The 20,580-nt window shown below is 46.1% G+C and carries 21 protein-coding genes; 4 read left to right on the top strand and 17 right to left on the bottom strand.

Annotation, left to right across the window (positions count from 1 at the left end; translation table 11 throughout):
* Window positions 1-53: 53 nt before the first annotated feature.
* From AABA11_RS05070 to AABA11_RS05000, 15 genes are all read right to left on the bottom strand, one after another.
* On the bottom strand, window positions 54-425 hold the full coding sequence (locus tag AABA11_RS05070) for a DUF2750 domain-containing protein (RefSeq protein WP_338265958.1): 372 nt from the start codon (window positions 423-425) through the stop codon (window positions 54-56).
* Window positions 426-437: 12 nt separating this feature from the next.
* Window positions 438-1,127, bottom strand: coding sequence for a pseudouridine synthase (locus AABA11_RS05065; protein ID WP_338265956.1), 690 nt, complete (start codon window positions 1,125-1,127; stop codon window positions 438-440).
* 26 nt (window positions 1,128-1,153) lie between these two features.
* Window positions 1,154-1,684, bottom strand: coding sequence for a GNAT family N-acetyltransferase (locus tag AABA11_RS05060; protein ID WP_265728839.1), 531 nt, complete (start codon window positions 1,682-1,684; stop codon window positions 1,154-1,156).
* 149 nt (window positions 1,685-1,833) lie between these two features.
* Window positions 1,834-2,454 carry a YitT family protein gene (locus AABA11_RS05055; protein WP_338265953.1) on the bottom strand — a complete coding sequence of 207 codons (621 nt, stop codon included), beginning with the start codon at window positions 2,452-2,454 and terminating at the stop codon, window positions 1,834-1,836.
* A gap of 241 nt (window positions 2,455-2,695) precedes the next feature.
* Window positions 2,696-2,980, bottom strand: a complete 285-nt coding sequence (locus AABA11_RS05050) for a S24/S26 family peptidase (RefSeq protein ID WP_265728837.1) — start codon at window positions 2,978-2,980, stop codon at window positions 2,696-2,698.
* A gap of 121 nt (window positions 2,981-3,101) precedes the next feature.
* Window positions 3,102-3,299, bottom strand: coding sequence for a hypothetical protein (locus tag AABA11_RS05045; protein WP_338265949.1), 198 nt, complete (start codon window positions 3,297-3,299; stop codon window positions 3,102-3,104).
* Between the two features lie 20 nt (window positions 3,300-3,319).
* Window positions 3,320-3,763 carry a tetratricopeptide repeat protein gene (locus AABA11_RS05040; RefSeq protein WP_265728835.1) on the bottom strand — a complete coding sequence of 148 codons (444 nt, stop codon included), beginning with the start codon at window positions 3,761-3,763 and terminating at the stop codon, window positions 3,320-3,322.
* 201 nt (window positions 3,764-3,964) lie between these two features.
* The gene (gene cobO, locus AABA11_RS05035; RefSeq protein ID WP_338265946.1) at window positions 3,965-4,618 is read right to left on the bottom strand and encodes a cob(I)yrinic acid a,c-diamide adenosyltransferase; all 654 of its coding nucleotides are present in this window, start codon (window positions 4,616-4,618) and stop codon (window positions 3,965-3,967) included.
* Window positions 4,619-4,652: 34 nt separating this feature from the next.
* Window positions 4,653-5,267: a trimeric intracellular cation channel family protein gene (locus AABA11_RS05030; RefSeq protein ID WP_338265944.1), complete on the bottom strand. Its 615-nt coding sequence runs from the start codon at window positions 5,265-5,267 to the stop codon at window positions 4,653-4,655.
* Window positions 5,268-5,288: 21 nt separating this feature from the next.
* A complete protein-coding gene (locus AABA11_RS05025) occupies window positions 5,289-5,879 on the bottom strand; it encodes a histidine phosphatase family protein (RefSeq protein WP_338265942.1) in 591 nt (196 codons plus the stop codon).
* Window positions 5,876-6,661: an adenosylcobinamide-GDP ribazoletransferase gene (locus tag AABA11_RS05020; protein ID WP_265728831.1), complete on the bottom strand. Its 786-nt coding sequence runs from the start codon at window positions 6,659-6,661 to the stop codon at window positions 5,876-5,878. The genes AABA11_RS05025 and AABA11_RS05020 overlap by 4 nt, the downstream gene beginning before the upstream one ends.
* A 38-nt stretch (window positions 6,662-6,699) precedes the next feature.
* Window positions 6,700-7,761 carry a nicotinate-nucleotide--dimethylbenzimidazole phosphoribosyltransferase gene (cobT, locus tag AABA11_RS05015; RefSeq protein ID WP_265728830.1) on the bottom strand — a complete coding sequence of 354 codons (1,062 nt, stop codon included), beginning with the start codon at window positions 7,759-7,761 and terminating at the stop codon, window positions 6,700-6,702.
* A 13-nt stretch (window positions 7,762-7,774) separates the two neighbouring features.
* The gene (gene rlmB / locus AABA11_RS05010) at window positions 7,775-8,542 is read right to left on the bottom strand and encodes a 23S rRNA (guanosine(2251)-2'-O)-methyltransferase RlmB (RefSeq protein ID WP_265728829.1); all 768 of its coding nucleotides are present in this window, start codon (window positions 8,540-8,542) and stop codon (window positions 7,775-7,777) included.
* An 80-nt stretch (window positions 8,543-8,622) separates the two neighbouring features.
* Window positions 8,623-11,184 carry a ribonuclease R gene (rnr, locus tag AABA11_RS05005; protein WP_420915711.1) on the bottom strand — a complete coding sequence of 854 codons (2,562 nt, stop codon included), beginning with the start codon at window positions 11,182-11,184 and terminating at the stop codon, window positions 8,623-8,625.
* Between the two features lie 407 nt (window positions 11,185-11,591).
* Complete coding sequence (locus tag AABA11_RS05000; protein ID WP_338265934.1) at window positions 11,592-12,395, bottom strand: pyruvate, water dikinase regulatory protein; 804 nt, start codon at window positions 12,393-12,395, stop codon at window positions 11,592-11,594.
* A 206-nt stretch (window positions 12,396-12,601) separates the two neighbouring features.
* Between AABA11_RS05000 and ppsA the strand changes: the two genes are divergently transcribed.
* Both ppsA and AABA11_RS04990 read left to right on the top strand, forming a co-directional pair.
* Window positions 12,602-15,001, top strand: coding sequence for a phosphoenolpyruvate synthase (gene ppsA, locus AABA11_RS04995; protein WP_338265931.1), 2,400 nt, complete (start codon window positions 12,602-12,604; stop codon window positions 14,999-15,001).
* Between the two features lie 999 nt (window positions 15,002-16,000).
* Window positions 16,001-16,972, top strand: a complete 972-nt coding sequence (locus AABA11_RS04990) for an IS5 family transposase (protein ID WP_067038543.1) — start codon at window positions 16,001-16,003, stop codon at window positions 16,970-16,972.
* 611 nt (window positions 16,973-17,583) lie between these two features.
* Here the strand turns inward: AABA11_RS04990 and AABA11_RS04985 are convergent.
* Window positions 17,584-18,621, bottom strand: a complete 1,038-nt coding sequence (locus tag AABA11_RS04985; protein WP_338264851.1) for an IS110 family RNA-guided transposase — start codon at window positions 18,619-18,621, stop codon at window positions 17,584-17,586.
* Between the two features lie 197 nt (window positions 18,622-18,818).
* Between AABA11_RS04985 and AABA11_RS04980 the strand changes: the two genes are divergently transcribed.
* Complete coding sequence (locus AABA11_RS04980) at window positions 18,819-19,094, top strand: type II toxin-antitoxin system Phd/YefM family antitoxin (protein WP_338265928.1); 276 nt, start codon at window positions 18,819-18,821, stop codon at window positions 19,092-19,094.
* On the top strand, window positions 19,094-19,420 hold the full coding sequence (locus tag AABA11_RS04975) for a type II toxin-antitoxin system RelE/ParE family toxin (protein ID WP_338265924.1): 327 nt from the start codon (window positions 19,094-19,096) through the stop codon (window positions 19,418-19,420). Before AABA11_RS04980 ends, AABA11_RS04975 begins: the two co-directional genes overlap by 1 nt.
* A 561-nt stretch (window positions 19,421-19,981) precedes the next feature.
* Here AABA11_RS04975 and AABA11_RS04970 read toward each other — a convergent pair.
* Window positions 19,982-20,569, bottom strand: a complete 588-nt coding sequence (locus AABA11_RS04970) for a 3'-5' exonuclease (RefSeq protein WP_338265921.1) — start codon at window positions 20,567-20,569, stop codon at window positions 19,982-19,984.
* Window positions 20,570-20,580 lie beyond the last annotated feature (11 nt).

The following is a 20,580-nucleotide window of genomic DNA, read 5'->3' as shown; positions in this document are numbered from 1 at the left end:
CAAAGCCGAAAAGACGAATCAGCATTGTCCGAAAAATCTGTACTTTTCCAGTATTAAGCCAACAATGCGGTCAATTCTTCCGCCGTCGATATTTTGCCTTCATCTTCAATATTAGGAAAAACAGCCACGGTGACATTATCCAGAGTAAGACTTGGCAACCATTCGGTTTTAAACGTCTCCAATGACACAGAAACAGGCTCGCAATCGTCCCAATCATCAATGGCCCACTGGCTCGCAAACTCAGCATCTGGCCATACCATGACACAATCGCCATCGTCTGTTTCGACCATAACGAAGCCTTCTTCGTTACTCAAACTCCACACCAATTGTGTCGCTTTCGCTTGCTCAACAAAATACGCCAAACGTTCACTGTCGGGCGCAACTAATAATTGAACGCGTTCATCCATTGATAACTCTTTCATCATTCACTCTCTTTTTTAAAAGTAAGCCACTTCTTCTTCGGTCAAAGCGCGGAATTCTCCGGCATCCAGATCGGCGTCTAACGAAAGCGGACCAATCTGATCACGATGAAGCTCTTCCACTTTATTACCAACCGCCGCTAACATGCGCTTCACTTGATGGTATTTGCCTTCTTGAATCGTCAGGAAAATATCACAGTCACTAATACGTTCAGCAATCGCCGGTAACGTAGGCTGTGATTCGCCATGCAGCATCACGCCTTCTTCCAATTGTGCTAATGCATCGTCACTGATTGGGTCTGCTAGCATCATTCGGTAACGTTTGTTACATGCATTTCGTGGTGATGTAATTCTGTGTAACCACTGCCCGTCGGTCGTCAATAACAGCAACCCTGTCGTGTCCTTATCTAACCGGCCCACTATTTTCAGCTCTTGGCCTAAATGAGAGGGCAGCAAGTCCAATACGGTAGGGTGATCTGGGTCTTGAGTGGCGCAAACGTAACCTGCGGGTTTATTCAGTAAGTAGTACCCTTCCGATGGCCACGCCAAAAGAGTGTCATCAAGGCATACTTTATCCCCTTCTTGCACCGTAAAATTGGCTTTTTTAACCACTTCACCATTTACGGTAACACGGCCTTTGGATGCAGCAATTTTTGCCGCTTTACGCGCCAATTCGGTCACGTGGGATATATAAAAATCAAGTCTCAAGGGAATCGCCTATGGCTTTGTTTAAATTAAGAGAATACTTCGTGGGTGGTTTCAATTTCTTTGTAGAAGAACGTGGCATTATGCAACATACCGTTTGCACTGCGTGTGTATCCAGGTACTTCACCAAACGGAATATAGCCCATATTCACATACATGTCGTGAGCTATGTCATCGCTTCTTACTTCCAATATCAACAATTGTCTTTGCATGGCGGCGGCAACACGCTCAACACCTTGCATTAAAATGCCACCTAAACCATTTTCACGCGCTTGAGTGTGCACCATCAACTTTTCTACATCACAACGATGCAATGCATTGGCTTTGGGCGACATAGAGATTTGCACACTGCCTACGACTTTGTCGTCTTCTCGAACAAGTAACACTTGACGCGCATTTGCCTGTAAATCATCGTTAATTGTCTGCCAATAGGCTTTCGCTTCAGACTCACTCATTGGCGGTAAAAAGCCAATAGGCGCACCGGAATCCACGGCATCACACAATAATTCAACAAGATCGTCCAAATAAGGGTTAAGGTTGTCTACTTTGAGTAATTCCAAACTCTTTTCCTCTGACTTTTGGTTGTGCCAATGATACCTGAGCACGACACAGTTAGGAAACGTCAGCCATATTGAATCGCAAGTAGGCATAAAAAAAGCGACCGAAGTCGCTATTTTATGCTTTTTCACGAAGGCATTATCGCCTGTCTCTACACATTGCCCATGTAGCGGCCAGGTTTATGATTTACAGCAATGATCATATTCAACGCGACGGCCCCAACAAACGAGATAATGATCAGGGTATAGTCCACAACAAAAACGGACAGCATCACAATCATGCAATCGACAATCATCTGAAATTTACCCATTGAAATGCCATATTTTTCGGCAAGATAACGCGCAAGAATGTTTAATCCACCTAAGCTGGCGTTATGACGGAACAACATCAGAAAACCGACCCCCATCAAGAATCCACCGGCCACACTTGCGTAAATAGGGTTCACATGATCAAACGTCACTAACATTGGTGTCACGTCGGCAAACACAGACAAACAGAAGACGGACAAGAACGTCTTTATGGTGAACTCCCAACCAAAGTGCATAATTGCCAAAATATAAAACGGCAAGTTAATCAAGAAAAAAGCCTGGCCAAAGCTCAATGGTGTTGAATATTGCATCAAAAATGCCAGTCCCGCCGAACCGCCGGTTAATAAACCCGCATGAGTAAAAAGGTTCACGCCGAGAGCAATAATCAAGGTACCAAGAATCACCGCTTGGGCATCTTCGAGGCGCGTGTGTTTATTGGTTTTTGGCAACTCGGCTGTCGACATGGTTTTCTCTCTACATAAATGACGGGATTAGAATGGCGTGGATTCTAGAGAAAAATAAGACTAAGACCAATACAGAAGCCGAAGGCCGTTTTTGGCCATTTTCAGGGAGTGTCTATTTTTATGTACACATCATAGATGTATACATTCATCCCTCAAAAATTTTTAACTGTAAAGCACGCAAATAAAGAAGGAGATTAAGTGCCGTTCAAAAAGACGTAACGTTATGACCATCTTAACAGCATCAGGACGAGCAGATTCGGCGTATTACTTTTCCTACAACACGACGTGGTGAAACCCATCCGATACGCTCAGACTGTAGGCTTTTATTATTTTCGCCTCCCAACCAAAGCTGACCATCTGGCGCAATATGTAGGACCTTTTTTATAATAAGTCCATATAATGCATGATCAACCACCACAATTTGACCAATTTTCAACTTCCGATACCATCGACTGATACAAACAAAATCCCCATCTTGTAATTGCGGCGACATGTTCTCACCCTTTACTTTCATTAAGCGAAGCATAGACGCTCCTCCCTATAAAAACGCAAATCCATGAGCAACAGCACAATCCGCCTTTGCCGTTTTAAAACGCACAACCTTATCCAGTAACGCCACCACACTATGCATCATGATGCTCCCCCTGTTATTTCATAAACCTTTTACGACGAAGCCATTGTTTATAAACAAAGCCTCCAACTATGACAAAAACGCCAACAAAAACACCAATAGAGTGAAGTAACTCTCGCGTCTCATTTGACTCAAAAGGCCCCTCAGCGGCCAACCCTACTTGACTCATTAACAAGACCGCGCAAACGAATACACACTCAACCATCAATTTCATGCTCTCTCCTCAACTCATTACTAATGACAAACAAACGTATTAGATGTGGAGATAGCATGGGATAACGATTGCATTAATGCCTTACTCTGTATTGAGACTTCTCTGCGATAACTCTGGGTGAATAAATCCCACTCAAAACGAATATGAGTGGCGGTTCTCATAATAAGATCACGCTGCTCGTTATTCATATCTGGTCGGGACATCACACGCTGCAAAAAATTTACCGCGCATTCAAACTGCGTATTCGCCGAAACAAAATCGCCCAACGCCGTGTACGATTCCGCCATATTCAAAAAACTCACCGCCGCAGCCGCGACAGCCGACTCCGCATCACGATAGAAATCTTCATCAAATGAACGCTCAGCTTGGATTAAAGCTTGGCGATTTAAGTCGACCGCATCCGTGAAATCATGGTTTGAAAATGCCTTATTCGCCTGCCTTGTTAAACGTTCCCAGTTTTGCATTAGATCCTCCACAAGAATAAAAAACTTAATGAGAATCATTATCGTAAAAGATCTTAAAAAATCCAGCCAATTTGAGAATAAATCTCATTTAAATGCTTTACACGGGGACGTTCGAGAGTGCTAAGGAAGGAGAATTCATGGAAATAAATATAAACACAAGAGAAAATCGTTACAAATCAAGCAAGTAGCTCGCAAAGCGAACTACCATTCAATCCCGATTTGAGCTTTCACACCGTTTGCAAAAGCATGACGCTCGTTGGCAATTTTACTGTGAGTATCCACATTGTCCAACAGAACCCTTGGTGCGGTGCGACCAGTCATCATCACATTTTGATGAGCTGGACGAGCGGCTAATGCAGCAACCAAATCCACTTCGTTTAAATAGCCATATTTGTACATATAGGTAATTTCGTCCAGCAAAACAAAGTGTACGCTAGGATCAGACAACACTTTTTTTGCCAATGCCCACGCTTGTTCTGCGGCTTCTTTTTCTAATTCAGGGTTTCGGGTTTCCCATGTAAACCCATGGCCCATAACATGGAAATCAACCAAAGGATGAGAACCAAAAAACAACTGCTCACCGGTGGCTTTGCGCCCCTTGATAAACTGGATAACCGCACTTTTTTGCCCATGCCCCAACGCTCTCGCCATGGTGCCAAACGCACTGGAGCTTTTGCCTTTGCCATTGCCTGTTAATAAAATCGTAACGCCGCGTTCTTCGGTTGCGGCCGCAATTCGTTCATCCACAATGGCCTTTTTTTTCAACAAGCGCGCTTCGTTCTTGTCCGCTTGCTCTGCTGTTTTCTCCGTACTTTTTAGCTCTGAGCTTGTTTTATCTCGAGTAGTATCCGTCATAATGTCTCTCTTTTAACATGCTATTGTTCTTGCGCTACTTTTTCTTGTACAACAACCAACTTGGGTAATATAAGCCTTTATGAATTGCGAACACCCTCAGTATAAAGACTAAAGAGACAGCGTAAATCGAGTTAAACTCATGTGTCGGTACGTTTTTTTCAAGTAGTACAAGCAGTAAAGCCCCTAAAAAAGCAGGCGTTGCATAAAACTCACGCCCCAACACCAAAGGCGGACGATGGCTCAAGACATCACGAATAATACCACCAGCCACACCAGTAATGATTCCCATCGTAATGGCGATGGTTGGCGGAAAGCCTAAAAGCAACACCTTTTCGGTTGCCACAACAGTAAATAAAGCCAAACCAAACGAATCGGCATAATGAAAAACCGTCTGCCTGTCTTCAATAAACCGCACCGTAAAAAACGCCAATGCAGACGACAAAAACGCCACCCATAAATACGAAGTATCTTTCACCCAATAAACCGTTTCGACAGACAGCACCGTATCACGAATCGTACCTCCGCCTAATGACGTCACCATTCCCAGAAACACAACACTAAATAGATCCATGTCTTTTTTGCCAGACGAAATCACCCCCGTAATGGCAAACGCAGCAATCCCAAACATACCCAAAAGATATAGCAACATTCTTATTCTTCTCGAATTAACCTAAGCAGAAACCCAATCGCCTGCACCCAGACGCTTCAACACAACAAAATCGTCCAAAACAACAAACTCAGTCACACTGGTAAAACCCACATCAATGCGATGACATTGTTCCAACGGCCACTGACACAACAAACTAACAAAGACTTTAATTACCCCTGAATGCGCCACCACCACACAGTTCTCCATAGACAAGTCGCGTATCGATAGCCACCACGCCCATACGCGATTGGCCACCACCTGCAACGACTCTCCATGATAAGGTGCGCAATGGACAATATCACTCGCCCATGAATCGATTTCGGCTTTTGGGATATCCTGCCAACACAGCCCCTCCCACTGCCCAAAATCTAACTCTTTTAATGCATCAACCGAATGAGAACGTGCATCACTTATGTACTCAGCAAGCCTTGCCGCTCGAATTAAAGGGCTGTGAAAACACGCATTCGACGCATCATCAAAGTTTATACCGAGGCGAGCTTTTAGAGCCGCAGCCCCTGCTTCCCAACCGTCTGCTAACGGTACATCCATGTCGCCATAACACAAACCTTGCTTAACATCCGGTCTCGGGTGACGAATCAAATACAACTTCATGAATACGACACCAACAAACAGACAATGACAAAAATCTCACCAATCTGCTCACTCGCCCCCAATGTATCGCCATTGAAACCAGCAATTTTTTTACGCAGGTAAAAGCGAATCAATGCCACTACAACAAGACAAAACAGCAAGGTAACAAGAAGATCAAATAGACTAAATGCCACGATTCCAACCAGCAAACAGGGCAATAACGCGACCAACCAGTGACTGGACGTTAGCTTAGCAATCATACTCGACGCTTTACTTTGTCCCATGGTCACATAGTCCAACGTGTGCATTAATAACAATGGAAACACCCGCGCGATGACATGCACCACACACCAAGCGCTCAAGGTATAAATAAAGCCTAAAAATGAATTGGGAATACTGTCTAATAACTCAGTCAACAAGAGCCATTTTAACGACAAAGCAAACCAAATCGACAACGCCGCGTAACTGCCAATACGCGAGTCTTTCATAATCGCCAAACGCTGCTCTTTGTCCCAACCACCAACCAAGCCATCGCAACTGTCCATCAAACCGTCTTCATGAAATCCACCGGTTAATAGCACAGCGGTCAACAGCATCAACAATGCCTGCAACGCAGATGACCAATCAAACCACAATGGCCAAGCACTCAATAGTGCAACCACCAGTCCAATCCATGGTAAAAAGCACACCGCTGGGATGTGCTTTATCTCGTCACTCCAATCCACCTTCAGCGGAATTCGAGTATAAGTAACAAGGCTACGTTTAAAGCCTTGCCAATAGGGACCAACAAGAACGCCTTTCATAATGGGCTATGTTTACCTAATTATTCGTACGACTGATATTATTTAGAATCGGTGACGCCAGCGCTTTCAAAGCTCGCCATTTTATTCAAAAATGCACAGGCACTTTGGATCAAAGGATAGGCCAAAATAGCGCCAGAACCTTCACCCAAGCGCAAATCCAAAGACAAAATAGGCTCGGCCTTCAAATGACTCAGCAACATTTTGTGGGCTTTTTCATTTGATTGGTGCGCAAAAACCGCGTATTCACGCACATCAGGCGCCACTTTCTGAGCGAACAACAACGCGACTGAACAGATAAAACCATCCACCACAAACACCGTTTGACGCTGAGCCGATTGCAACATCGCGCCTGCCATAGCCAGAATCTCAAAGCCGCCAACTTGTTCTGCCAGTGTTTGCGCACTCCAGTCAGACATCAATTGGCCAGTTTCTTTTTCCGCACGCTGTAATGATTGCTCAATAATACGTGCTTTGTGCGAAACCCCAGCAGAATCCAGTCCTGTACCACGCCCAGCACTGTCCTCGGCGCTCACACCAATCAACGCCGTCATCATGCAAGACGACACGCACGTGTTACCAATGCCCATTTCACCGAACATCAATAGGTTCACGCCCTTGTCAATTGCCAAATTCGCTTCGTCAACGCCAGCTTGAAGGGCTTGCTCTAACTGTGTGCTCGTCATGGCTGCCTGTTGACTGAAATCTTGCGAAGAAAACGCCACTTTGCGAGCACCCAATAAAGGGTGCGCTTCCAGCTCAGCATTCACCCCCACATCAACAATGCGCAATGGCACGTTATGTTGTTCGCAAAACACACTCACCGCCGCGCCGCCCATTAGAAAGTTCATCACCATTTGAGGTGTGACTTCTTGTGGAAACAAACTGATGCCTTGTGCTACCACGCCATGATCCGCCGCAAAAATGATCATCTGCGGTTTTGACACATCGGGCGTTGTCGTTTGCTGAATTTTGCCAAGCTGAAACGCAATGCTTTCCAACTCACCCAGCGCACCTAACGGTTTGGTTTTATTGTCGATTTTGTGTTGTAGCTCGGCTTCAATACGCACCGAGGGTGCTTGAATAGTAAACTGCTTAAACAAGGCTTTGTGCCCCTTAACCTTTGGCCTTAACAGCGCGCTGACGCACGACTTCGTAGAGACAAACGCCTGTCGCTACGGACACATTCAAACTTGAAACCACACCAGCCATAGGCAGCTTCACCAAATAGTCGCATTGCTCGCGAGTTAAACGACGCATGCCATCACCTTCCGCTCCCATCACAATCGCTGTTGGAATGGTTAAGTCTTGCTCGTAAATGGTCTGTGTTGCTTCGCCAGCCGTACCGAAGATCCATACGCCTTGGTCTTGTAGCTTCTTCATCGTACGAGCAAGGTTCGTTACGGCATAAACCGGAATGCTTTCTGCAGCACCACAAGCCACCTTGCTGACCGTCGCATTCAGTGGCGCAGAGTTGTCTTTTGGCATCACCACAGCATGAGCACCTGCCGCATCGGCACTTCGCAAGCACGCGCCTAAATTATGAGGGTCGGTCACGCCATCTAAAATAATTATCAGCGGAGTCTCATCCAAACCACCAATCAAAGTATGCAAATCGGCTTCGTTCCCCGCTTTGTTCATCGTGGTGTAAGCCACCACGCCTTGGTGAACCACGCGATCTTTACTGGAGGTAAACAATTGGTCTAAGTCTCGACGAGCAACCACGCTGTAACGCACTTTATTGGTTTTACAAAGCTGTACTAAACGTTGGTTTTTTTTATCGTCACGGCCTTCTTGAAAACGCACTTCTTTGATGCGTTCTGGCTGTTGGTTTAACGCGTTTTCCACGGCATGAATACCGTATATCCATTCTAAATCTGACATTATCTACTCTATTAATTTGGGGGCATACGCCTTTTATTCATTTATTTGTTTATCTAGAAAGTTCAATTTTCAATGTCTGATCAATCTTTTGCTTTTGGCTTAGCATTGCTTTTTTTCGGCTTCTTAGGCTTTTTCGGCTTCTTAGCCGCCGCCGTTGGCTTACCGTTTGCCGACACCGTGCCCGATTTCTTCTGCCTAATGCGTTTACCTTTAGACACTGGCGAACGGCGTTTTTTCTTTGCTTTACCGTCTGAACCTTTGCCGTCTTTGGAGTTATCCTCTTTAGAGGTTTTATCGTCTTTGGGTTTATCTCCGCTTACTTTTGCTGCCGTCTTAGGCTTAGATCGACCGCCTAATTCAATCGGTGGCAATTGCGCCAATTGCATTTCCAATTCGGTCATATCGTTGCGCTCCACCTTTTTACGTGGTGGTCGGCCGCCGTTATCATCCAAGCTCAAATCAATTTTGCGCTGTTCTAAGTTCACATTAGATACGCGAACTTTCAACGTGTCACCAAGACGGAAAACACGACCCGTTCGCTCACCAACAATCGCTTGATGCTCCATATCGTGAACAAAGTAATCTTGCCCAAGACCCGAAATATGCACCAAACCATCAACGAACAAACCTTGCAGCTCAACGAACAAACCAAACGACGTCACCGCCGTCACGACACCATCAAAGGGTTCCCCCAAGTGCTGTTCAACGTATTGGCATTTCAACCAAGCTTCAACATCACGGGTGGCTTCATCAGCACGGCGTTCGGTCAAGGAGCAAGAATCCCCTAAACCATCCATATCAGCATGGTTGTAGCCGTAGATCTTGCGTTCTTTCAGTTCTGGGCTGCCTGCCACACGATGCGCCTGACGCACAGCCGGACGACCTTCACCACGAATCAAATAACGAATCGCGCGGTGAACCAATAAATCTGGGTAACGACGAATAGGTGACGTAAAGTGCGTATAAGCTTCATAATTCAAACCAAAGTGACCCAAATTATCGGCTTGATACACAGCTTGAGACATAGAGCGTAGCATCATAGTTTGAATACTACGGGCATCCGCTCGGTCTTTAATACTTTCAGACAAGGCCGCGTAATCTGCTGGCGTTGGTTTAGTACCGCCCGTTAGCTCTAATCCCAATAAACCAAGATAAGTGCGTAGCGTTAACAAACGGTCGTCTTTTGGCCCTTCGTGAACACGGAACAAGGCCGGCAAATCGGCTTTGATCAATAACTCTGCCGCCGCTACGTTAGCGCACAACATACATTCTTCGATCAATTTGTGAGCGTCATTACGCTCGACAGGAACAATGTGTTCAATTTTGGAGTTCTCGTCAAACACCATGCGCGTTTCGATGGTATCGAACTCCATCGCGCCGCGCTCATCACGCGCGCCTTTTAGGACCTGATACAAACCTTTCAAATCATCAATGTGCGACACAATGGACGCATAACGCTCACGCAGCTCAACACCTTGCTCTTCTGGCTCGTCTGCGATCATTTTCGCGACCTTGGTGTAAGTCAAACGGGCATGGGAACGGATCAAACCTTCATAAAATTTGAAACCACGCATCTTGCCTTTGCTCGTCAAAGATACTTCTGCAACCATCGCCAAACGGTCTACGTCAGGGTTTAGGGAACACAAGCCATTCGACAAGACTTCTGGCAACATAGGAATAACACGGCCGGGGAAATACACAGAGTTACCACGCACAATCGCTTCTTCATCCAATGCGGTGTCTTTCTTCACATAATGAGAAACGTCAGCAATGGCAACAAACAGTTTCCAACCACCCGGTGTTTTTTCACAATATACCGCGTCATCAAAGTCGCGCGCGTCTTCACCATCAATGGTAACAAACGGTGTCTCACGCAAATCCACGCGATGCGCTTTGTCTTCTTCTGCTACTTCTGTGCTGAAGTTTTTGATTTGCTTTTCTACCGCCGCTGGCCACTCGTTAGGAATTTCGTAACGGTGCATCGCCACTTCAATTTCAACGCCCGGTGCCATAAAGTCACCCAAGACTTTCTTCACCAAACCTTGGGCTGGTTTACCGCGCTCAGCGTAGCTAACAATTTCCGCCAACACATATTGACCATGAGTCGGTGTTAAACCCGAATCTGTGGTGATCAAGATATCTTGAGCGATACGTGGGTTTTCAGGTGTGACGAAAGCGGTACGGCTTTCTTCATAGTATCGACCTACAAGTTGCGTGTGCTTACGTTCTAGCACCTCAACCACGACACCATCTAAGCGACCTTTAACGCTACGACCAGAAAGGCGTGCTTTGACTTTATCGCCATCCATCACGTTCTGCATTTGACGGGCAGATAGGAAAATATCGTCATCGCTTTGACGCAGCAAGAAACCATGACCTTCTTTATTGCCTTGGACGTAACCTTCGATCAGGTCACTCTCTAAAATCGGCGAGTATTCGTCATTTTGGTTGCTGGTCATTTGATTGTCTCGGCACATAGCGATGAGACGGCGACGGAGGGCTTCGATTTCGTCTTCGCCAGTCAGCGAAAACTCTTTGCATAAATCTAAGTGACCCATGCTTTTATTCTGGGTGGCAAGAAACTCTAGAATGAATTCACGGCTTGGTACGGGATTATCGTACTTAGACGCTTCTCGCTGCATGTGGGGATCGTTAATTTTTTTATTACTCAATGTATTTTTATCCTTGGTTTTTTCAATAAGACGCCCTTTTATAAAATAGAAATATGAACATCTCACTATTCAGAACGCTCGGTATTCGTTTGTCACGTCTGCCGAATGACGGATGCGTTCAATTAGTTGTCATTATAGAGCATATTCAACAAATACTCTCCCAGTTCACGCTGCTCTTAACATTATCTTCACACTCTCTTAGAGCGAATTTGGTAATTACACAACAAACTGGCATCTAAACCGGTGACTTCGTCACATTTATCTGACATTTGTAATGCCATTTTGAACTAACTGAAATATTTTTATGCCATTTTTGTGTGTTTTTCATGCAAAAAACAGGAATCCATCGAATAATTCGATTACTTCTCAGCATCCGTTCACTGTCTGTGCCGCACCAAATTCATTTCAGCCATCACTTTGGTGGAAATTTCTTCCACAGACAGTTTTGTTGAATTCAAAAAAGGGATGCGTTCTTGGCGATATAAAGACTCCACTTCGTCCACTTCATAGCGACACTGGCGCGACGATGCGTATTTACTCGCCGCCATACGACCGGTGCGAATTTCATGCAATCGCTGGGCATCGATGGTCAAACCAAACAGCTTTTTCTTGTGATCTTTTAAGACTTTTGGCAAACCTGGAGAAGAAAAATCGTCTTCGGTGATGGGGTAGTTAGCGGCTTTAATACCGTATTGCATTGCGAGATACAAACTGGTCGGCGTTTTACCGGAGCGCGACACGCCAAGTAGGATAATATCGGCTTCGGTAAAATTCTTTACCGACGCCCCGTCATCGTTCGCCAAAGCGTAGTTTATCGCGTCAATTCGGCCATCATAAACGCCCTCTTTCATACCATGCGCTTTCTGTGCGGTTGGCTGTGCTTTCACGCCCAAGGCTTGCTCAATCGGCGACAGTAAATCCCCAAAAAGGTTGTAACAATGGCAGTCACAAGACTCGATAATATCGCGGATCGCCACATCGGCAATGGTATAAAAAACCAACAAAGCAACCCCTTCCTTCATTTCCAGATTGATCTGTTGTTTTAGCCCTTCCGCCTGATCTTTTGTGATCAAAAAAGGCACACTTTTTGTCTCTACCGCCACATCAAAAAACGACAACATTGCCGAACCAAATACCTCAGCGGTAATCGCCGTTCCATCAGAGACAAAATACACTTTCATTCAATATTCACCTGTTTTGTTGTTATCTAACGACATTCGTTTTTTCGATTGAAATAAAACTACATCGAATAATCGATTTTATTCGAAGCAACGCACCTACATACAATGAACCCAGATCAAGTGCTTTGACAAGTACTTGGTGTACTAGGAAAAACTGGCTAAATACTATTCCTGCCATTCATTTATAAAAAAAATTGGAGTCTCTAGTGAGCAAGTTTATTAAGTGGTTTAAAGATCTTCATATGGAAGATGTCGGTGAAGTTGGCGGCAAGAACGCCTCTTTGGGTGAAATGATTTCCAACCTGACAGACCTTGGTATTCAAGTACCAAACGGTTTCGCAACCACTTCCTATGCTTATCAAAGCTTCATCACTGAAAGCGGCCTAGACGAAAAAATCCATCAAGCATTAGATGCATTGGACGTGGACGATGTTCACGCCCTTGCTGAAACGGGCGTGAAAATTCGCCAATGGATCGAAGAGGCGACTTTCTCTGCCGAATTTGACCAAGAAATCGAAGCGGCTTTCGCAACGCTTTGCGATGACAACACAGACGACACGTCATTTGCCGTACGCTCTTCTGCCACCGCGGAAGATTTACCAGACGCGTCTTTCGCAGGCCAGCAAGAAACTTTCCTAAACGTGAAAGGCTTGGCAGACATCAAAGCATCGATCAAACGCGTGTTTGCTTCCCTCTTTAACGACCGTGCGATTTCTTACCGCGTTCACCAAGGCTTTGAACACCAAGGCGTGTCTTTGTCCGCAGGCATTCAAAAAATGGTACGCAGTGACATCGGTGCGTCTGGCGTCTTGTTTACCCTAGACACAGAATCCGGCTTTGACGAAGTGGTTTTCATCACCGCCGCTTACGGTCTTGGCGAAATGGTTGTACAAGGCACCGTAAACCCAGACGAATACTACGTTCACAAGCCAACACTGGCCGCCAATCGCCCGGCGGTTGTGCGCAAGAGCCTAGGCAGCAAAGCGCAAAAAATGGAATACGCCGAAGCAGGCAGCGATGACGAATTCGTCAAAATCGTCCCAGTGGCTTTAGATGACCAAAACCGCTTTGCACTGACCAATGACGAAGTGCAAGACCTAGCTCGCCAAGCCTGCATCATCGAAAAACATTACCAACGTCCAATGGACATTGAATGGGCGAAAGACGGCATCGACGGCAAGATCTACATTGTTCAAGCGCGACCAGAAACCGTTCGTAGCCAAGCCAACGCCCAAAGCATGGAACGTTACAACCTGAAGAAAACCTCTCAGGTAATGATCACTGGCCGCGCCATTGGTCACAAAATCGGCACAGGCGCCGTAAAAGTATTGTCTTCTATTACCGAAATGGATCGCATCCAACCGGGCGACGTTCTGGTTACCGACATTACCGATCCGGATTGGGAACCTATCATGAAGCGTGCTTCTGCGATTGTCACCAACCGTGGTGGCCGTACTTGTCACGCGGCGATCATCGCACGTGAACTCGGTATTCCAGCCGTTGTTGGTTGTGGCGACGCAACAGACGTATTGAAAGATGGCCAAATCGTCACTGTATCTTGCTCACAAGGCGACATGGGCTTTGTTTACCAAGGCGAACTGCCATTCGACATCATCACCTCTGAAGTGGGCAACATGCCAGAACTGCCAGTGAAAATCATGATGAACGTGGGCAACCCAAACCGCGCGTTTGACTTTGCCATGTTACCAAACGCTGGCATAGGCTTGGCTCGCTTAGAATTCATCATCAACCGCATGATCGGCATTCACCCGAAAGCCTTGTTGAACTACGCAGACATGACACCCGCGTTGCAAGAAGAGATCAACCACCGCATCGCCGGCTACAACAGCCCAGTGGAATTCTACGTCGACAAACTGGTCGAAGGCGTCGCAACACTGGCTTGCTCTTTCTCTAAGAAGCCTGTCATCGTGCGTTTGTCTGACTTCAAATCAAACGAATACCACAACCTTGTTGGCGGTCCATTGTTTGAACCAGACGAAGAAAACCCAATGCTTGGCTTCCGTGGCGCAGCGCGCTACATCGACGACTCGTTCCGCGACTGCTTCGCCCTAGAATGTGAAGCCATCCGCCGCGTTCGTAACGACATGGGCTTAACCAACGTACAAATCATGATCCCATTTGTTCGTACCTTGGAAGAAGCCCAACAAGTCACCGAACTGCTAGCTGAACAAGGCTTGGCTCGCGGTGAAAACGGCCTGAAAGTCATCATGATGTGCGAACTACCGTCTAACGCCCTACTGGCTGACGAGTTCCTACAATACTTTGACGGCTTCTCAATCGGCTCTAACGACTTGACTCAGCTAACACTCGGACTTGACCGCGACTCAGGATTGATCGCCGACAAATTCGACGAACGTAACCCAGCTGTGAAAAAACTGCTAAAAATGGCCATCACCGTCTGTCGCGAACAAGGCAAATACGTTGGCATCTGTGGCCAAGGCCCATCTGACCACGCCGACTTCGCCGACTGGCTCGTCGCCCAAGGTATCGAAAGCATGTCTCTTAACCCAGACACCGTCATCGAAACCTGGCTACACCTTGATGAAGTATTGAAAAATACCGAATTAACCAACAAAGCCATTTAACAAAACATTCCTGTTTCATCGACATGATTCAACAGGAAAACCCACTGCGTTTGGTGTTGTATTCAATAATACGGCACCGGATCAGAATGCTGTGTAACAACAGCGCGTGACCTTATCGTTGTCACTCCCTAGTTTGATAGCCCCGCTTTGCGGGGCTTTTTTTTGAGTTCCTTCCCCTTTCTTCAAGGGTTAGGGAGGGGTTTCTTTGGTTCCATTCAAACCCTTTGTATTCCCAACCTTTTGTTCCGCTCTGCTGAGCGGGTAACTTTTGCCCAGATCCGCAAAAGTAACCAAAAGGTCTCTTTAAGATCTTTAATGCCTAACTTTTTTCATAGGCACATAATTGTCCCCCTACGCTCGTTGTATCGTAAGGCATAGATTGTTTATTCGCTGTGAGATAGCTCGTCAAACACTGACTCTGAAACGCCATAAAGTCGCGCAACTTCGTCGCGTCGAACTGGCTTCATCTGTGATGCTGGTTTTTCGTAGGAATTCATGTTCCATTCAAACACTTTGTATTCCCAACCTTTATTCCGCTCTGCTGAGCGGGTAACTTTAAGATCTTTAATGCCTGCCTTTCATCATAGGCACATAACTGTTCCCCTACGCTCGTTGTATCGTAAGGCATAGATTGTTTATTCGCTGTGAGATAGCTCGTCAAACACTGACTCTGAAACGCCATAAAGTCGCGCAACTTCGTTGCGTCGAACTGACTTCATTGTAGAGACTAGGTTTTCGTAGGGCACCATGAGCGCAGCGTGATGTGCCGCTGAAAGCGAAGCTTTCACTATAGGTCGCGGCTTTAGCCCGACATGGAATTTATGGGTATAAACAGTTTATTTTTATGGTTTCCAGGTTTTGGCTCAGTTTGCCTGTTTTGAATAGTCGTATTTTGCGCATTTGGTCTGGAAGAAAATGAAAAAGTCGCCTAAGGAAACTGCGATTAAGTCCCCAATATGAGACAATGCCGATCTGACCATTACCTCAAGACCGAATGACATGAATCAGCTTTCCTTCGCCGATACCGAATTTACCAGCAAACGCCGCAAGACTCGCAAAGAGCTCTTCCTTGGTCGGATGAATGAGCTGATTCCATGGCTACAGCTCGAAGCTCAGATTGAGCCGTTTTACCCAAAAGCTGGCAATGGTCGGCGTCCATACCCTCTCGCTACCATGCTGCGCATTCACTTTATGCAGAACTGGTACAACATGAGTGATCCAGCGATGGAAGATGCCCTTTACGAGATCACCTCTATGCGGCTGTTTGCTGGCCTATCATTAGAAGGTGCGATCCCAGACCACACGACCATCATGAATTTCCGTCACCTGCTTGAGAAGCATAAGCTGGGTCGTAAACTCTTCAAAGAAGTAAACAAATGGCTGTCTGATTCTGGCACCTACTTTAAAGAAGGGACAATCGTTGATGCGACGATTATTGAGGCAGCAAGTTCCACCAAAAATAAATCTAATGCACGCGATCCCGAAATGCACCAAACGCAAAAGGGAAAACAATGGTTCTTTGGCATGAAAGCTCACATCGGTGTTGATGCAAAGCGTGGGTTAGTTCACAGCTTCACCACGACGCCTGCCAATGATCACGATTTAAACCAGTTGACGGAACTTCTTCATGGCAATGAGTCATTTGTATCGGCGGACTCTGGCTACCGTGGCGTAGAAAAGCGCACAGAAACAAAAGATAAGAATGTCGATTGGTTAGTAGCTGAGATGCCCAGCAAGATACGTGCTTGGAAAAAGCACCCCCGCCTCAACAAGCAGCTGATCCGAACGGAATACTTAAAGGCGAGTATCCGAGCGAAAGTCGAGCACCCGTTTAGAATACTGAAATGCCAGTTTGGGTTCCGCAAAGTCGTCTACAAAGGCCTGTCTAAAAATGACAACAAACTCGCCGTGCTGTTTGCACTTGGAAATTTGTTACGAGTAGATCAGATGATACGTTCTGCACGGGGTTAATCCGTCCAAATAACGGTTGTAAGGTGCTTGAAGTACCTTACAAGTGGGTTAAGTGGTGATTAAATGTCGCTTCTGAGGAAATACTGTCACAAGCTGAATGTCAGCTAAAAATTGTCTTACTTGTTCGTATGTTCCTTAGGCACATCACGCTTCGCTCATGGCGTCCTACGTTTTTGTTCTCCATCCAACAAAATCTGTTCACGGTTTTTATGTTAGTGAGCCGATTTCGCCCATCTATAGAGTTTCAGTATCAATCTCCCCTTCCTAGCACCATCCGAAACAATCTAAACAATTAGTAAAACAATTAGGGTCATATATGGTCCACCCCGCGATGCAAGATAAAGTTACTGGTGTGACAGAAAGATATTGCTTCCATATATCCGGCCTTTAGCTGAGGTTTTATAACCTCTGGCCCTGATGGAATTCGCTCGCCCCTACCTCATCAGATGATCGGCCTCTATGAGCCCTAGACCCTAGCAGGTTTTAGGAACGCAGGTCTTACCTTTTATGCCATCACTTGTACTTTATCCACGCAACTCGTTGCTGATTTACTTTGTTAACCGCTTTTCTATTTAACTTTTCTTTGAATCTCATACCCAGCACGGTCAGGATCAAGCTGCTGCCTGATAAGATTCTTTTTTACTTAATACTGCCCAGGCAATACGCGCATTTTTATTGGCAACCGCAACGGCTGAAACATTCTTGCCTCGGCGGTTATCAAGCTCCTTTACCCAACGATTGCGGCGATCATCATGTTTGTCAGCTACCCTGACAACTGTCCTGCCACCATGGATCATCAGGGTTCTCAGGTAGGTATCCCCGCGCTTACTGATGCCGAGCAAGGTGGGTTTTCCACCAGTGGAATACTGTCTGGGCACCAGCCCAAGCCAGGCGGCCAGCTCACGGCCGTTTTTGAACACGGCCACATCACTAATCGCCGCGATCAGTGCGGTGGCGGTCAGCAGGCCGACACCAGGAATGGTGAGTAAGCGTTGGCAATCTTCATGGTTTCTAGCGATGGTTGCCAGTTGTAACTCAAGTGCCTCAATCCGATCATCCAAGTGAACCATTTCATCGCTGAGTGTACTGAGCAACGCCCGGAATACGTCACTTAGGCCACTTTCGGCCTCTTCGAGGATAAGGGGGATGTGCTTTCGAACATAGGAGACTCCCTTGGGAATGGTAATGCCGTACTCCATCAGTAGTCCCCTAATCTGATTGGCTTGCGCCGTTCTTCGGGCAACCGCTTGGCTACGCACTCGGTGAATGCTCTGGATGTCTTGTTGCTCAATGCTTTTCGTAGGCACAAATCGCATACTTGGGCGTTGGATTGCTTCACAAATAGCCTCTGCATCCGCAGCATCATTCTTGTTCGATTTGACATAGGGTTTGACAAATTGAGGGGCAATAATACGAACAGAATGCCCCAAGGCCGTAAATTGACGACACCAATAATGTGCACCGCCACAGGCTTCAATACCAATGACGCAAGGTGGAAGATTAGCGATGCAAGGCAACAACTTACTACGGCTGAGCTTTTTTCTGATAACCGTTTGCCCGTGGCTGTCTACGCCGTGTAGTTGAAAGCTGGTTTTGCTCAAATCGACTCCGAGAGTACATACCTGACCTTTTTTGCTATGCTCGTTCATGGTTCGCTCCGTTTCTTTTGATGAATGACATTGTTTACACAACTCACTTCATCATGGCTCATTTGAAGCCGATATGGGGGCGGGGTGGACCATTCCATTAGATGAAAATTAAACTCCTGAGTTAAGCTTGCATCAAGACCATTCATTGACCGACAACCTATTTAAGGACTATATTTGGTCGTAACGAAGAGGTATTCATGAAGTTATCAGATCAAATCAAACCTATTAGCTATTTGAAAGCTCATGCTGCTGAGGTAGTGCGTAGCCTGTCGACTAACATGCAGCCGATGGTAATCACTCAAAACGGTGAAGCTAAGGCGGTTATACAAGACATCAAAAGCTATGAGCAAACTCAAGAAACGATGGCGTTACTTAAGATGTTAGCCCTAGGTCAGCGTCAAATAGAAGAAGGTAAAGTTCAGCCTGCTGGTGATCTTGTCGCCAAGCTTCGTAATCGGAGTAAAAGCCGCTAATGAGTTATCAGGTATTTCTCACTGATGATGCTGCTTACGATCTTGAGACTCTATACAACTATATCGAATCTCATGATGCTCTAGAAAAAGCAGATTACGTTCTAGACAACATTGAAGAGGTATTTTTAAGCCTTGCCGATAATCCAGAACGCGGGACTTATCCAAATGAGTTGCTAGCTGTCGGCCTACGCGAATATCGAGAAATCTATTTCAAACCCTACCGTATTATTTATCGAATCAGTTCGCAGTCGGTTTATGTCATGGTGATCGCCGATGGTCGTCGTGATATGCAATCTCTTCTCGAACGCCGTTTGTTTCAAGCCTGAGAAACATTCGAACAGCCCCTTGAAAAGGGGAACAAACTAAGACCTCGATGAAACCAACGCCCTCTCCACACAAACAGCCGAATGGACATCATTCGCGGCATACAGTATTTGATGTTCTTTCAGTGGATAAGCGCCTATTTGTTACAAAACCACCTATCAGCCCTGCAATAAAAGCTTCGTCTTCAACGGCATTTATTTATTAAATAGTCGCTTCATTCATGACGCCCTACGCTTTTGGTTCTCCATCATTGCAATTCCGAAGAAGTCAGTTCGACGCAACGAAGTTGCGCGACCTTATGGAGTTTCAGAGTCAGTTAAAAACATCCTCTCTCCAGCCTGCAAAAACAATCTATGCCTTACGATATAACGAGCGTAGGTAGCAATCATGCGCTTATGAAGAAAATCAGGCATTAAAGATCTTAAAGCGAATTTTTGGTTACTTTTTGGGCGCTTGCAAAAAGTTACCCGCTCAGCAGAGCGGAAATAAAGGTCGGAAATACAAAGCGTTTGAATGGAACCAATAACCCCATCTTCCGTCTTCCCCTTGAAAAGGGGAAGAGACTAAGGCCTCGATGAAACCAACGCCCTCTCCACACAAATAGCCGAATGCGCGTCATTCGCCGCATAAAGTATCTGATTTTCTTTAAGAGGATACGCGCCCCAGTTGGATTTTTGGGCGCCTTTGCCAAGACGTTTCCCCAGTACCATGGCGACGGCGGCGCGGGCGCCGATGCTGTTTTTCTCACCTGCCAGTTGCTTTAAGGTGACGGATAAGTCTTGCGTATTGGTGATGTCGATGTTGAGTTTATTGCGCAGTTCTTTGTTGTCGTCTTTGATGCCGAAGCCAATTTTTTTGATATTTTGGTTGGTCAGTATTTGCTTGGCAGCCGCTACCGCACAGGGAAATCGTGTTGGGAAAAGGAAAGCGGTTGTTTCCGTCGCTAGTTGAATCAGCGATGGGCCGGGGCTAACTTGGCCTTTTTGGAAAATCGGTTTGCTTTCGGTGTCGAAGCCAAGCCGAGGTTCCGTTAACAATACGTGCAAAGCGTCCGTCGCCTGCTGCTCATTTTCAACGATGTAGATATTAGAAAGACCAAGGCCAATGTACAAAGGCAATGCGCTGATCTGTTCCTTGGTCGGACGTTCCATTCTGTGTCTCT

The sequence above is a fragment of the Marinomonas pontica genome (assembly GCF_036322735.1).
GTDB lineage: Bacteria > Pseudomonadota > Gammaproteobacteria > Pseudomonadales > Marinomonadaceae > Marinomonas > Marinomonas pontica.
Note: the sequence above shows the minus strand (reverse complement) of the source record. Positions and strands in the feature narration are given on the sequence as shown.

Excerpts from the sequence above, each read along its gene's own strand:
- AABA11_RS05070 (WP_338265958.1), bottom strand. The coding sequence starts at position 425 with ATGATGAAAGAGTTATCAATGGATGAACGCGTTCAATTATTAGTTGCG.
- AABA11_RS05055 (WP_338265953.1), bottom strand. The coding sequence starts at position 2,454 with ATGTCGACAGCCGAGTTGCCAAAAACCAATAAACACACGCGCCTCGAA.
- AABA11_RS05050 (WP_265728837.1), bottom strand. The coding sequence starts at position 2,980 with ATGCTTCGCTTAATGAAAGTAAAGGGTGAGAACATGTCGCCGCAATTA.
- AABA11_RS05045 (WP_338265949.1), bottom strand. The coding sequence starts at position 3,299 with ATGAAATTGATGGTTGAGTGTGTATTCGTTTGCGCGGTCTTGTTAATG.
- AABA11_RS05040 (WP_265728835.1), bottom strand. The coding sequence starts at position 3,763 with ATGCAAAACTGGGAACGTTTAACAAGGCAGGCGAATAAGGCATTTTCA.
- cobO (WP_338265946.1), bottom strand. The coding sequence starts at position 4,618 with ATGACGGATACTACTCGAGATAAAACAAGCTCAGAGCTAAAAAGTACG.
- AABA11_RS05030 (WP_338265944.1), bottom strand. The coding sequence starts at position 5,267 with ATGTTGCTATATCTTTTGGGTATGTTTGGGATTGCTGCGTTTGCCATT.
- AABA11_RS05025 (WP_338265942.1), bottom strand. The coding sequence starts at position 5,879 with ATGAAGTTGTATTTGATTCGTCACCCGAGACCGGATGTTAAGCAAGGT.
- AABA11_RS05020 (WP_265728831.1), bottom strand. The coding sequence starts at position 6,661 with ATGAAAGGCGTTCTTGTTGGTCCCTATTGGCAAGGCTTTAAACGTAGC.
- rlmB (WP_265728829.1), bottom strand. The coding sequence starts at position 8,542 with ATGTCAGATTTAGAATGGATATACGGTATTCATGCCGTGGAAAACGCG.
- rnr (WP_420915711.1), bottom strand. The coding sequence starts at position 11,184 with ATGCAGCGAGAAGCGTCTAAGTACGATAATCCCGTACCAAGCCGTGAA.
- AABA11_RS05000 (WP_338265934.1), bottom strand. The coding sequence starts at position 12,395 with ATGAAAGTGTATTTTGTCTCTGATGGAACGGCGATTACCGCTGAGGTA.
- AABA11_RS04990 (WP_067038543.1), top strand. The coding sequence starts at position 16,001 with ATGAATCAGCTTTCCTTCGCCGATACCGAATTTACCAGCAAACGCCGC.
- AABA11_RS04985 (WP_338264851.1), bottom strand. The coding sequence starts at position 18,621 with ATGAACGAGCATAGCAAAAAAGGTCAGGTATGTACTCTCGGAGTCGAT.
- AABA11_RS04980 (WP_338265928.1), top strand. The coding sequence starts at position 18,819 with ATGAAGTTATCAGATCAAATCAAACCTATTAGCTATTTGAAAGCTCAT.
- AABA11_RS04975 (WP_338265924.1), top strand. The coding sequence starts at position 19,094 with ATGAGTTATCAGGTATTTCTCACTGATGATGCTGCTTACGATCTTGAG.
- AABA11_RS04970 (WP_338265921.1), bottom strand. The coding sequence starts at position 20,569 with ATGGAACGTCCGACCAAGGAACAGATCAGCGCATTGCCTTTGTACATT.